General features: G+C 67.5%; 14 protein-coding genes. 1 reads left to right on the top strand and 13 read right to left on the bottom strand.

All coding sequences use genetic code 11. The features are described from left to right. Window positions 1-40 precede the first annotated feature (40 nt). Complete coding sequence (locus tag OCUBac02_RS01040; RefSeq protein WP_173043122.1) at window positions 41-1,522, bottom strand: cobyric acid synthase; 1,482 nt, start codon at window positions 1,520-1,522, stop codon at window positions 41-43. 555 nt (window positions 1,523-2,077) lie between these two features. On the opposite strand from OCUBac02_RS01040, the gene OCUBac02_RS01035 reads away from it, so the two are divergent. Further along, the gene (locus OCUBac02_RS01035) at window positions 2,078-3,226 is read left to right on the top strand and encodes an aminotransferase (protein WP_173043121.1); all 1,149 of its coding nucleotides are present in this window, start codon (window positions 2,078-2,080) and stop codon (window positions 3,224-3,226) included. Between the two features lie 7 nt (window positions 3,227-3,233). Here OCUBac02_RS01035 and OCUBac02_RS01030 read toward each other — a convergent pair whose 3' ends face one another. The 12 genes from OCUBac02_RS01030 to OCUBac02_RS00975 all read right to left on the bottom strand — a co-directional run bounded on the left by OCUBac02_RS01030 (window position 3,234) and on the right by OCUBac02_RS00975 (window position 12,701). Further along, a complete protein-coding gene (locus tag OCUBac02_RS01030; RefSeq protein WP_173043120.1) occupies window positions 3,234-4,541 on the bottom strand; it encodes a tetratricopeptide repeat protein in 1,308 nt (435 codons plus the stop codon). Between the two features lie 154 nt (window positions 4,542-4,695). Beyond that, entirely contained in the window at window positions 4,696-5,046 is a 351-nt protein-coding gene (locus OCUBac02_RS01025) for a RidA family protein (protein WP_047577833.1), read from the bottom strand. Window positions 5,047-5,162: 116 nt separating this feature from the next. Next, a complete protein-coding gene (locus OCUBac02_RS01020; RefSeq protein ID WP_173043119.1) occupies window positions 5,163-5,609 on the bottom strand; it encodes a YqaA family protein in 447 nt (148 codons plus the stop codon). Between the two features lie 73 nt (window positions 5,610-5,682). Then, the gene (gene coaA, locus OCUBac02_RS01015) at window positions 5,683-6,657 is read right to left on the bottom strand and encodes a type I pantothenate kinase (RefSeq protein ID WP_173049214.1); all 975 of its coding nucleotides are present in this window, start codon (window positions 6,655-6,657) and stop codon (window positions 5,683-5,685) included. Window positions 6,658-6,743: 86 nt separating this feature from the next. After that, on the bottom strand, window positions 6,744-7,061 hold the full coding sequence (locus OCUBac02_RS01010; RefSeq protein WP_173043118.1) for a phosphoribosyl-ATP diphosphatase: 318 nt from the start codon (window positions 7,059-7,061) through the stop codon (window positions 6,744-6,746). A 164-nt stretch (window positions 7,062-7,225) separates the two neighbouring features. Further along, the gene (gene hisF, locus OCUBac02_RS01005; RefSeq protein WP_173043117.1) at window positions 7,226-7,990 is read right to left on the bottom strand and encodes an imidazole glycerol phosphate synthase subunit HisF; all 765 of its coding nucleotides are present in this window, start codon (window positions 7,988-7,990) and stop codon (window positions 7,226-7,228) included. After that, window positions 7,987-8,742 (bottom strand): 1-(5-phosphoribosyl)-5-[(5-phosphoribosylamino)methylideneamino]imidazole-4-carboxamide isomerase, encoded by a 756-nt coding sequence (gene hisA, locus OCUBac02_RS01000; protein ID WP_173049212.1) that lies wholly within the window; start codon window positions 8,740-8,742, stop codon window positions 7,987-7,989. Before hisA ends, hisF begins: the two co-directional genes overlap by 4 nt. Continuing rightward, on the bottom strand, window positions 8,730-9,386 hold the full coding sequence (hisH, locus tag OCUBac02_RS00995; RefSeq protein ID WP_173043116.1) for an imidazole glycerol phosphate synthase subunit HisH: 657 nt from the start codon (window positions 9,384-9,386) through the stop codon (window positions 8,730-8,732). Before hisH ends, hisA begins: the two co-directional genes overlap by 13 nt. Further along, a complete protein-coding gene (locus OCUBac02_RS00990; RefSeq protein WP_173043115.1) occupies window positions 9,383-9,862 on the bottom strand; it encodes a DUF2628 domain-containing protein in 480 nt (159 codons plus the stop codon). Before OCUBac02_RS00990 ends, hisH begins: the two co-directional genes overlap by 4 nt. 9 nt (window positions 9,863-9,871) lie before the next feature. After that, a complete protein-coding gene (gene hisB / locus OCUBac02_RS00985) occupies window positions 9,872-10,459 on the bottom strand; it encodes an imidazoleglycerol-phosphate dehydratase HisB (protein WP_173043114.1) in 588 nt (195 codons plus the stop codon). Between the two features lie 189 nt (window positions 10,460-10,648). Continuing rightward, window positions 10,649-11,845, bottom strand: coding sequence for an O-succinylhomoserine sulfhydrylase (gene metZ / locus OCUBac02_RS00980; protein ID WP_173043113.1), 1,197 nt, complete (start codon window positions 11,843-11,845; stop codon window positions 10,649-10,651). A gap of 115 nt (window positions 11,846-11,960) precedes the next feature. Then, window positions 11,961-12,701, bottom strand: coding sequence for a pyrimidine 5'-nucleotidase (locus OCUBac02_RS00975; RefSeq protein ID WP_173043112.1), 741 nt, complete (start codon window positions 12,699-12,701; stop codon window positions 11,961-11,963). Window positions 12,702-12,766 lie beyond the last annotated feature (65 nt).

Raw genomic sequence — 12,766 nt, 5'->3', positions numbered from 1 at the left:
TAGGGGAACGGATCACGGGCACCGATGTTCCGCAGGCGGCTTACCTCTGGGAAACACGGCGCCGGGCGAGATCGAGCAGCGCTTCCGTGTCGAAATGACCATCCAGATGCGCGGCAAGCGCATCCAGCGTCGCCTCGATCGCATCGTCGTAGAGCAGTTCCGACGCGCCTCTCGCGCCATCGATGGCGGCCAGCCATGCGCCGCGCACCGCGTCCGAAGCAAAGACGCCATGCAGATAGCTGCCGGCGACCCGGCCGTCCGGGCTCGCCGCTCCCTCCGCCCGGCCCTCGACGCGGAACGGCGCGCGGGCGGTATCGGCGCCTTCGGTGCGGCCGAGATGGATCTCGTAGGCACGGCCCTCGGCCGAACTGGCCGCATCGATGAAGCCGACCTCGCGCACGGTCTTGTCGGCGTCGAGCGTGGTCTCGACATCGAGCAGGCCGAGGCCCGGCGCCGCCCCCGGTGGCCCTTCCAGCCCGAGCGGGTCGCGCACCACGCTGCCGAGCATCTGGTAGCCGCCGCAGAGCCCGAGGACACGTCCGCCCCTGCGGCGATGGGCCAGGATGTCGATATCCCAGCCTTCTCGCCGCAATGCCGCGAGGTCGCGCAGCGTCGTCTTCGAGCCCGGCAGGATGACGAGATCGGCATCGCCCGGCAGCGGCTGCCCCGGCCCGATCATGGCGAGGTCGACGTCCCGCTCCAGCTTGAGCGGATCGAGATCGTCGAAATTCGCGATGCCCGGCAGCACCGGCACGGCGATCCTGATCCGGGCTCCGGCCTTGCGTCCGGAGCGGATGTCGAGCCCGTCCTCGGCCGGCAGGCGCACCGCATCGGCAAACCAGGGCACGACGCCGAGGCAGGGCCAGCCGGTGGCTTCCGCAATGGTCGCGACGCCGGGCGTGAACAGGTCGACATTGCCCCGGAAGCGATTGATCGCGAAGGCGCGGATCATCGCCCTGTCTTCAGCATCGAGAACCGCGTGCGTGCCGACCAGGCTGGCGATCACGCCACCGCGGTCGATATCGCCGACCAGCACGGCCGGGACGTTCGCCGCGCGGGCGAAGCCGAGATTGGCGATGTCGCGGGCTCGCAGGTTGGTCTCGGCCGGCGATCCCGCGCCCTCGACGATGACGAGATCGGCGCCTTCGCTCAGGCGCGCGAAGCTTTCGAGCACCTGCGGCATGAAATCCCCGCGCCGTGCGAAATCGCGCGAGGACAAGCGGCCGGCGACGCGGCCCTGCAGGATGATCTGGCTGCCTTGCTCGCCCTCCGGCTTGAGCAGCACGGGGTTCATGTCGGGATGCGCAGCGGTCCGGGCGGCGCGGGCCTGCAGGGCCTGTGCCCGGCCGATCTCGCCGGCGCCGGTGGCCGCGGCATTGTTCGACATGTTCTGTGGTTTGAACGGCCGCACTTCCAGGCCGCGATTCGCGAAGAGCCGGCATAAGCCCGCGACGATCAGCGACTTGCCGACATTGGAGCCGGTGCCGAGGATCATGATCGCGGGGACGGGGGAGCGGGCCATGCGTCTGCTTAGAGCCTGTGGGATTTCGAGGGAAGCACGCCGTCATTCCGAGGCTTCGCGTCGGCGAAGGGCCCGGAATTCATGAATGACCTGCCTGTCATTCTGCGCGACCCGCGTGTCATGGTCGGACTTGTCCCGACCATCCCCGTCGTCGCTGGTCGAAGCTCGCGTTCGAGACGTGGATGCTCGCCACAAGGGCGAGCATGACGGGAACATCGGGTGTCGTGCTGCGGCCGCTCGATGGGAGAGCGGCAATCTTCAGGCAAGGGCTGTGGGAGAACTTGGCGCGGATTTCGCGGGGCGGGAGATGGCTTGCATCATCCTGACAAGGTTTGCCGGCCTTCTGCGGCATCCTGCTGCGCCAAAGGGGCGAAGTCGCAACAGGCGTCCGTCGAAGGCCGGCTGACCTGTATAAACACTGAATGCTGACGAATGTCAACATTCATCATTCGCTATTTTTTGACGCCCTCGCCAGATCGCTTTTCCATTGGATGCGCCGGCCCGTCCGGCATGCTAAAGCCGCGGCTCCCGCCTTTGCCGAGCCGATCCGTCGCGATGAACCCGATCCTCTCCGCCCTTCCCACCACCGTCTTCGAGGTGATGTCGCAGCTCGCCCGCGAGACCGGCGCGGTCAATCTCGGGCAAGGCTTTCCGGACGATCCCGGCCCGCTCGACGTCCGCCGGAAGGCGGCCGAGGCCGTGGTCGACGGCTGGAACCAGTACCCGCCGATGATGGGCCTGCCGGAGCTGCGCGAGGCGACGGCGAAACACTACAGGCATTGGCAGGGGCTCGATCTCGATCCTAACAGCGAAATCATGGTGACCTCGGGCGCGACCGAGGCGATCGCCGGCGCGCTGATGGCCCTGATCACGCCCGGCGACGAGGTCGTGCTGTTCGAGCCGATGTACGACGCCTATCTGCCGCTGGTGCGGCGCGCCGGCGGCATCCCGAAATTCGTGACCCTGACCCCGCCGCATTTCGGCCTGACCGAGGAAGCGCTGGCAAAGGCCTTCTCGCCGAAGACCAGGGTCGTGCTGTTCAACAATCCGCTGAACCCGACCGCGACGATCTTCGGCAAGGCCGATCTCGACCTGCTCGCCGATTTCTGCGTCCGGCACGATGCGATCGCCATCTGCGACGAGGTCTGGGAGCATGTCGTCTTCGACGGGCACCGCCATGCCTCGGTGCTCGGGCGCCCCGACATGCGCGAGCGCACCGTCAAGATTTCGTCCGCAGGCAAGATCTTCTCGCTGACCGGCTGGAAGGTCGGGCTGGTGATGGCCGCGCCTGCGCTCATGCGCGTGCTGTCCAAGGCGCATCAGTTCCTGACATTCACCACGCCGCCGAACCTGCAGGCCGCCGTCGCCTTCGGTCTCGGCAAGGATGACGGCTACTACGAGGGCATGCGCGCCGAATTCCAGCGCTCGCGCGACCGCTTCGCCGCCGGCCTGCACGATCTCGGCTTCGCGGTGCTGCCGAGCGCCGGAACCTATTTCCTCAATGTCGACATCGCCCCGCTCGGCGAGAGCGACGACGTCGATTTCTGCCGCAGGCTGGTGACCGAGAACGGCGTCGCAGCGATCCCCGTCAGCGCCTTCTATGCCGAGGGTGCGGTCAGGAATGTCGTGCGCTTCTGCTTCGCCAAGCGCGATGCGACACTGGATGCCGCGCTGGAGCGGCTGGCGGCGCGCCGCCGGCGCTGAAGCGGCTTCAGCCCGCGATCAGCTTCGCGGCGGCAGCTCCCGCGGACCCGAGCCGCCTCTGCAGGTCGGCCGCGACGGTGCCGCCATTCGCCGCCTTGAGGGCGGTCTGGGTCGCCGCCATCAACTGGGCGAGGGCCTGCTGTGCCAGCGCCTTGTCCTTGTTGCGGCGTGCGAGCTGCAGCTTGGCCTCGGCCTGGTTGGCCGATGTCTGCGCCCAGAGCAGCGGCGCGCGTTCGACGCGATGTTCCTCCAGCGCGGCGGCGAAGGCGGCGATCGCCTCCTCGATCACGACGGGTTCGCTGTAGCGCTCGCCCATCGCCGCGAGAACACCGCCCATCTGATCCTGGAGCGCGGCCCAGCGCATCGGGTCGCGGCTGCGGTCGGTCGCCTGTGAAACCCGATTGAGCCCGTTGAAGGCACGTTCGAGCAGGGAGAGGTCGCTGCGGCGCCCGCCGAGCGTTGCGCGCGCACGCGAGATCATGTGCTCGGCCTCGAGCCAGCGGTCCTCGTCGTCGCTGCGTTTCCAGACCGCGAGCGCGGTGGCATAGGTCGCGACCGCCTCCTCGAGCAGGTTGTCGTCCTTCTGCGCAACGCCGAGGTTCACCGCGAGCTTGCCGAAGCGCAACTTCAGCGCACGCCAGAGCGCCGGCGCCTCGTCATGGCGCAGATCCTCGAGCCCGGCCCGGCAGTGCTTGAGGGCTTCCTCGAGCAGTCTGGCGTCGCCAGTGAGAGTGGCGAGCTTGTCGAGCGTGGCGGCGAGCGCCTCCTGAGCCTCGGCAAAGGCGACGGTATCGGCCAGGCTATCCAGACCTTCCAGCAGTCGCCGCAGCGCGGGGATGGCCGCGTCATAGCCGTCGCGTCCGCCGAAATCCTCGCTGATCCGGGCCAGGGCCTTCGCGTGGTCCAGGGCGGCGTCGCGGCTGCGGTCGACATCGGCAAGGCCGATCAGGGCAGACGCCTCGCCATAGCGGGCGGCGGCTTGGCGATAGGCTTCCGCTGTCGTGCGCAGGAAACTGATGGCCGCGCGATCGGCGCGGTTCTCGCCGATCAGCAGCCGGCTTGCGGGCGGCAGCGCGGAGAGGTCGGTGGAGCCGCCGATGGCGTGCAATTCGGCCTGGGCGAGCGCCTTGTCGGCTTCGGCGAAACGCCCGTTGGCGATGGCGCCTGCAGCCTCGCTGCGCAGGCGCTGAATCTCCGGATTTCCCAGAGGCACCGCGAGACGCTTCGTGAGCGTGAGAAAATCCGTGGCCTTGCGGTCGAGCAGGTTTTCGTCGGGCTGGGTGGAGCCGGGGCGACGCAGCCAATCCCCGATCATCGCCGCCAGCGCCAGCGGCGCGATGCCACGGCGCCCCGCGACACGCGCGAGGAGCGGAGCGATCTGGTCGGTCTGGCTGATGGTCGCCTCCCGCTCCGGTCCGGTGACGGGGATCGCCGCGTGTCCCGATGGAGGCGCGGCGATCCGGGACGGTTTACTTCGCGGCGATGACCGCGATCTCGACTGTGTACTGCGGCGCGGCGAGCTTCGCCTCGACCGTGGCGCGGCCCGGCGTGGCCCCGGCGACGACCCACTTGTCCCAGACGGCGTTCATCTCGGCGAAGGTCGAGATGTCGGAAAGCCAGATATTGACCATCAGCAGCTTCGACTTGTCGGTGCCGGCCTCGGCCAGGATGCCGTCGATGATGCCGAGGATGTCGGCGGTCTGCTCGCCGACGCTCTTGCCGGCGGCGTTGGCCGCGACCTGGCCGGCCAGATAGACGGTGTTGCCGTGAACCACGGCCTTGGACATGCGCGGGCCGACGCCGATACGCTGAATGCTCATAGTCTGATCTCCTTGAACGGACGCTTCGCTGGTAGCCCGCCCCGGCCGGTTTCGCAAATCATATGAGCCTGACCCAACGGAAGTTTTCGGGAAAGCCCTCGGCTGGGCCGGCATAGTCAGGCGAGGCTCGTCCAACCCGCCCAGAGCGCGGCATAGCGCCCGGTCTTGCCGATCAGGACGAGCAGGGCGAAGCGCCAGAACGGGTAGTTCAGCGTTCCCGCGACGAAGGTCAGGGGATCGCCGATGATCGGAACCCAGGCCAGCAGCAGGGAGGGCCAGCCGAACCGGGCGAAGAAGCCTTGCGCCTGCGCGAAGCGCACCGGATCGGGCCGCAGCCGCGCCGGCAGCCTGTCGATGCCGTGGCGCGCGATCATCAGCCCGAGCCACCAGTTGAGGATCGAGCCCGCGGTGTTGGCGAGGCTCGCGGTCAGGAAGAGTGCGAGCGGATCGGCGCTCCCCGCCGTCAGCAGGCCGACGAACACGGCTTCCGATTGCGCCGGCAGCAGGGTTGCGGCGACGAAGGCCGCGAGAGCCATCGCGCCGAGCGATGCGAGGGCTTCCATGGATCAGTCGCCGGCCGTCATTGCGAGGGCTTCGCTGCGCTCGCAATGAAGGAGCTGAGGGCGCGAAGCCAGATCACAGCCGCCGCAGCGCGACCTGCTGGATGCGGTGGCTCGCGCCCTTGGTCAGGATCAGGCTGGCGCGCTGGCGCGTCGGCAGGATGTTCTCCTGCAGGTTCGGCAGGTTGATCCCGGTCCAGAGCTTCTCGGCGATGGCGAGCGCCTCCTCCTCGCCGATCTCCGCATATTTGCGGAAGAACGAGCGCGGATCGCGGAACGCCGTCTGGCGCAAGGTCATGAAGCGGTTGACGTACCAGCGGTGCAGGTCGTTCTCGTCGGCATCGAGATAGACCGAGAAGTCGAAATAGTCGGAGACGAAGGGGATGACCGTGCCGTCCTTCGGCATCCGGCTCGGCTGGAGGACGTTGAGTCCTTCGAGGATCAGGATGTCCGGCCGCTCGACCGTCACCGTCTCGCCGGGCACGACGTCATAGACCAGATGCGAGTAGACCGGTGCGGTCACCTGCGGCTTGCCGGCCTTGACGTCGGAGAGGAAGCGCAGGATCGCCGCGCCGTCATAGCTCTCCGGGAAGCCCTTGCGTCCCATCAGCCCGCGCCGCTCCAGCTCGGCATTGGGCAGGAGGAAGCCGTCGGTGGTGACGAGCTCGACCTTCGGCGTGTTCGGCCAGCGCGAGAGCAGGGCCTTGAGCACGCGCGCCGTGGTCGACTTGCCGACCGCGACCGAGCCGGCGACGCCGATGACATAGGGCACCTTGGCCTCTGACTCGGCCATCAGGAAGCGTTGCGTCGCCTTGAACAGCCCCTGGGTTGCCGCGACATAGAGCGAGAGCAGGCGCGACAGCGGCAGGTAGATCGCCACGATTTCGTCGAGCGAGATCGGATCGTTGAGCGATTGCAGCTTGGTGAGGTCGTCGACCGAAAGGGTCAGCGGCGCGTCGGCGCGCAAATGCGCCCACTCGTCCCGCGAGAAGGCGCGATAGGGCGAGATCAGCTCACGTTCCGGGGCAGTGGAGATCAGGCGCTGGTCCATGACGCGACCCGCAATCCAGGCTTCGAGATTCAAGGGAGGGTCATCCTGCCGGGTCCATCCTCACGCTACGCAACGCGGCCGGCAACTTACCGGGTTCTGGCCGCCTTTTCCGCCAGTCCGGAGCGGGCCGTGCGGGCCTCAAGCTGGCTCAAGACGTCCTGCAATGCAACATCGCGGGACTTGAGCACAACCAAAAGATGATAGAGCACGTCGGCGCTCTCGGCGATCAGCTCGGCCCGGTCGCCCTTCACCGCGGCGATCACGGCCTCGACCGCCTCCTCGCCGAATTTCTTGGCGGCCCGCTCGGGGCCGGCGGCCAGGAGCTTCGCCGTCCAGGATTCCTCGGGCGAGGAGGCGGCGCGCTCGGCGACGCGGGCTTCGAGATCGGAGAGGGTGAAGGTCATGCTGAACCTCTGTCATTCCGGGGCTTCGCGGAGCGAAGAACCCGGAACCCACGACCGGGTGAGACATCCGATGCCCAGTAGCGGGCGGCGCGCCCGGTCGTGGGTTCCGGGTTCACGCCTGTGGCGCGCCCCGGAATGACAAGGGAAAGGAGCCCTGTCACGTTTCAGTCCAGCCTCATCCGGAGGCCGGCTTCGGCCATATGCGCCTTGGCCTGGCCGATCGTGTAGGTGCCGAAATGGAAGATCGAGGCGGCGAGCACGGCCGAGGCATGGCCCTGCGCGACACCGGCGACGAGATCGTCGAGATCGCCGACGCCGCCCGACGCGATGACCGGAACGGAGACGGCATCCGCGATCGCCCGCGTCAGGCCGAGATCGTAGCCGACCTTGGTGCCGTCGCGATCCATCGAGGTGACCAGCAACTCCCCTGCGCCGAGCGATACGACCTCACGGGCGAAGGCGACGGCCTCGATGCCGGTGGCGTTGCGCCCGCCATGGGTGAAGATTTCCCAGCGGCCGGGCGTGGCCTGCTTGGCGTCGATGGCGACGGTGATGCACTGCGCGCCGAATTTCTCGGCCGCTTCCTTGACGAACTGGCGGTTGGTCACGGCGGCGGTGTTGATCGAGACCTTGTCGGCGCCCGCGAGCAGCAGCGCCCGGATATCCTCGACCTTGCGCACGCCGCCGCCGACGGTGAGCGGCATGAAGCAGGCCTCGGCCGTGCGGGTGACCACGTCGAACAGGATGCCGCGATCCTCATGGCTCGCGGTGATGTCCAGGAAGCAGAGCTCGTCTGCACCGGCCGCGTCATAGGCCTTGGCGGCCTCGACGGGGTCGCCGGCATCGACGAGATCGAGGAATTGCACGCCCTTGACGACGCGGCCGTCCTTGACGTCGAGGCAGGGGATGATGCGGGTCTTGAGCGTCATGCCGCCGCTCCCGCACCTGTCGCTGCCAGCCGCTTCAGCGCTGCCGCCGGATCGATGCGCCCGTCATAGAGTGCCCGGCCGGTGATCGCGCCTTCGAGGATCGCGGCGTCTGCGGCGCAGAGGCGCTCGATATCGGCCATCGAAGCCAGGCCCCCCGAGGCGATCACCGGGATCGACACGGCCTGGGCCAGCGCGATCGTCCCCTCCCAGTTGATACCCTCCAGCATGCCGTCGCGGGCGATGTCGGTGTAGATGATTGCGGCGACGCCGGCATCCTCGAAGCGCCGGCCGAGATCGGCCGCTGCCAGCGAGGAGGTCTCGGCCCAGCCTTCCACGGCCACGAAGCCGTCGCGCGCATCGATGCCGACCGCGACCCGCCCCGGAAAGGCCTTCGCCGCCTCGCGCACGAAGCCGGGATCGCGCACCGCCGCGGTGCCGATGATGACGCGGCGGATACCCTTGTCGAGCCAGCCGGCGACCGTCTTCATGTCGCGGATGCCGCCGCCGAGCTGCACCGGAAACGCCACGCGCTTCAGGATCGCCTCGACCGCGGCCGCATTCATCGGCTTGCCGGCGAAGGCGCCGTCGAGATCGACGACATGCAGCCACTGGAAGCCCTGGGCCTCGAAAGCGGCGGCCTGCGCCGCCGGGTCGTCGTTGAAGACCGTGGCCTGCGCCATGTCGCCCTGCTTCAGCCGGACGCAGCGGCCTTCCTTCAGGTCGATCGCGGGAAAGAGGATCATGGTGCCCAGCTCAGGAAATTCGTGATGAGCTTCAGCCCCAGCTTCTGGCTCTTCTCGGGGTGGAATTGCGTGCCGGCGACGTTGCCATGCGCGACCATCGCGGTCACCGGCCCGCCATGCTCGGTGAGCGCCAGCACATCCTGCGGACGCTGCGCCGCAAGCGCATAGGAATGCACGAAATAGGCGTGCAACCCCTGCGGGCCGGTCTCGATGCCGTCGAGCAGCGGGTGCTCGTCCTGCTTGTGCAGGGTGTTCCAGCCCATATGCGGGATCTTGAGGGCGTCGTCCTTCGGCTGGATCAGGGTGACGTCGCCGGGAATCCAGCCGAGGCCCTGCGTCACCGAATATTCCAGCCCGCGCGAGGCGAGGAGCTGCATGCCGACGCAGATGCCGAGGAAGGGCCGGCCCTTGCCGCGCACCACCTCTTCCAATGTCTCGACCATGCCGGGCACGGCATCGAGCCCGCGCCGGCAATCGGCGAAGGCGCCGACGCCCGGCAGCACGATGCGGTCCGCCGCGCGCACGATATCGGTGTCGCTGGTGACATGGATGGTCGAGGGGATGCCGGCCTCAGTCGCTGCCCTCTCGAAGGCTTTCGCGGCCGAATGCAGGTTGCCCGAGCCGTAATCGATGATCGCGACGCTCTGGCTCATCGGCCCCGCGCCTCCGGAAACAGGCCGATGATCGGCAGCGGGCCGCTCGGCCGCGCCGCGGCCGGCGCCGCCTCGACCTGCGGCAGCGCCGCCTCGCCGGCCAGCGCCCGCTCGAAATAGCGGCGCTCGGCCTCGGCGAGGTTGCGGGCCTCGACGACATCGGCGAGCCGCCAGCCCTGCCGGGCAAGCTTGCGCAGGACGAGATTGTTGCCCTCGACGCCGAGGAACAGCGCGATCGCCCAATAGATCAGCGAGAGTGCGCCGGCATGCAGGCCGAAGCGGCTGTTCAGCCAGATCAGCGTGCCCCAGAACAGCACGAAGAACAGCGTCGCCAGCCAGAGCCGCTTGCCCAGGAACCAAAGGCCGGTGAGCAGGAAAGCGCCCCAGGCGAAATGCTCGGGGATGAGCCGCGCCTGTTCGATCTCCTCGCGCCGGTCGCCTTCCGGCGGCGGCGTCATGACGGTGTAGAACGGCATCCGGACCTCCTACAGCGCGCCCTTGGTCGAGGGGATGCGGTCGCCCTCGCGCGGGTCGACATCGAGCGCCTGCCGCAGCGCCCGCGCCAGCCCCTTGAAGCAGCTTTCGGCGATGTGGTGAGCGTTGTCGCCATAAAGCGTCTCGACATGCAGCGTGATGCCGGCATTGATCGCGAAGGCCTGGAAGAACTCGCGCACCAGCTCGGTATCGAAGGTGCCGATCTTCTGCGCCTTGAACTCGGTGCGGAAGACCAGGAACGGCCGGCCGGAGACGTCGACGGCGACGCGCGTCAGCGTCTCGTCCATCGGCAGGTGCACGTCGGCATAACGCCGGATGCCCTTCTTGGTGCCGAGCGCCTGTTTCAGGGCCTCGCCCATGGCGATGCCGGCATCCTCGACCGAGTGATGGTCGTCGATATGGGTGTCGCCCTTCACCTTGACCGTGAGATCGATCAGCGCATGGCGGGCGAAGAGGTCGAGCATATGGTCGAAGAAGCCGACGCCGGTGGCGATCTCGGCCTTGCCGGTGCCGTCGATCAGGAGCGAGACCGCGATATCGGTCTCGTTGGTGCGGCGCTTCACTTCGCCCGAACGCATGCTGGCCTCTCAAGCCTTTAGCGGGAAACGGCCCCGCTTTAGCAGGGGTGGGCGGCGATGGCCACTGGGGCGTAAACCTAAGCCGTCATGCTCGCCCTTGTGGCGAGCATCCACGTCTTGAACACCGTGCGTAACGAAGGAAGACGTGGATGGTCGGGACAAGCCCGACCATGACAGAAAAGCCGTAGCTCAAACCTTCGCCAGCGCCTGCTCCAGATCGGCGATCAGGTCGTCAGGGTGCTCCAGCCCGACCGAGAGGCGGACCAGCCCGTCACTGACGCCCATCGCGGCGCGCACCTCCGGGGTGAAGCGCTGATGCGTCGTCGTCGCGGGATGGACGATCAGGCTCTTGGCGTCGCCGAGATTGTTCGAGATGCGGATCAGCTTGCAGGCGTCGAGCAGGCGATAGGCGCCGTCCTTGCCGCCGGGTACCTCGAAGGCGATCATCGTCGAGGGGCCGCTCATCTGGCGCTTGATGATCTCGGCCTGCGGATGGTTCGCGTGGCCGGGGAAGATCACCCTGGTCGGCTTGCTTTGCGCCGCCAGCCAGTCGGCGACCGCCGTTGCGTTCTGCGCCTGCCTGGCGACGCGCAACGGCAGCGTCTCCAGCGCTTTCAGCATCACCCAGGCGTTGAAGGGCGAGAGGATCGGCCCGGTCTGGCGCAGATAGTTCTGGATATCGGCCTCGATCAGCTCTTTCGAACCGAGGATCAGCCCGCCGAGGCAGCGGCCCTGGCCGTCGATATGCTTGGTCGCGGAATAGACCACGATATCGGCGCCGAGCTCAAGTGGGCGCTGGTAGAGCGGCGTGGCGAAGACATTGTCGACCACGAGCCTGGCCCCGGCCTCCTTCGCGATCTTCGCGATGGCGGCGATATCGAGCACTTCCAGCGTCGGGTTCGACGGCGATTCCAGGAAGAACAGTTTTGTATTGGGGCGAACAGCCTTGCGCCAGGCGCCGAGATCGGTGCCCTCGACCAGCGTCGTCTCGACGCCGTAGCGCGGCAGATGGTCCTCGATGATGTAGCGACAGGAGCCGAACAGCGCGCTCGCCGCCACGACATGGTCGCCGGCCCGCACTGGCGCCATCATGGCGGCGGTGACCGCCGCCATGCCGGTCGCCGTGGCGCGACAGGTCTCGGCGCCCTCGAAGGAGGCCATGCGGGCCTCCAGCATCGCCGTCGTCGGATTGCCGAGCCGGCCGTACTGGAAGCCCGGATCGGTGTTCAGGAAGCGGCCCTCGGCCTGCGCGGCGTTGTCGTAGACATGGCCCTGCGTCAGGTAGAGCGCCTCGGAGGTCTCGCCGAACTGCGAACGCTGGATGCCGTCATGGACGAGGCGGGTCTCAGGATGCAGCCTGGCTGCGGTATTGTCCGGTGACGGCATGGAACTCTCGCCCGTTCTTTATAACGGACGAGAGCAGTATCAGCTCCCGAGAAGTTCGTAAAGAAGAACGAAATTTTCTATCCAGGGAACATGAGCGGGAGGAAATATCTCCTGCTCAGCCCTGCCGTTCGCCGGGGCGCCCGAGCGGCCTCAGAAAACCGGTGAGGTCCGCCGTGACATGGTGGACATGGCCGGCCTCGATCGCGACCTGCTCCCAGGCTTCGCGGAACGGATCGGGCGTCTGCGGCACGATCAGCACGGTCTTCATGCCGAGATCGCTCGGCACGATCAGGTTCTTCTCGATATCCTCGAACATCGCGGCACGGCCGGGATCGACGGAGTGCTTGGCGAGGAAATTCTCGTAGGTGGCGCGCTCGGGCTTCGGCAGGAAGCCGGCATGGACGATGTCGAAGATGTCCTCGAACTGGTCGAGGATGCCAAGCTTGCCGGCGACGTTCCTGGCATGGCCGACCGAGCCATTGGTCAGGATCAGCTTGCGCCCGGGCAATGCGGCGAGCGCCGCGCCGAGCTCGGGGTTCGGTTCCAGGAATGTCAGGTCGATGTCATGGGCGAAATCGAGGAACTGATCGGGGTCGATCTGGTGCTCCTCCATCAGCCCCTTCAGCGTCGTGCCGTAGCGGTGGTAGTAATATTGCCGCAGCGCATGCGAGGACAGGCCGTCGAGCCCGAACAGTTCCTGCAGGAAGAGCGTGATGCGCTCGTTGACCTGCGGCCAGACGCGGCTCTCATGCGAATAGAGCGTGTTGTCGAGATCGAAGATCCAGTGGTCGACATGCGCGAAGCCTTCCGCCGTCAGGGGCGGGGTCGCGGCAGGTGTGTCTGCGAGTATTGTCATCGGACTCCGAGATGTGGCGAGCCGGAGTCTGCGCCGCAAGTCCTTGGCGGGGGCTTAATCGGGAC

Source organism: Bosea sp. ANAM02, assembly GCF_011764485.1.
Taxonomy (GTDB): Bacteria; Pseudomonadota; Alphaproteobacteria; order Rhizobiales; family Beijerinckiaceae; genus Allobosea.
Note: the sequence above shows the minus strand (reverse complement) of the source record. Positions and strands in the feature narration are given on the sequence as shown.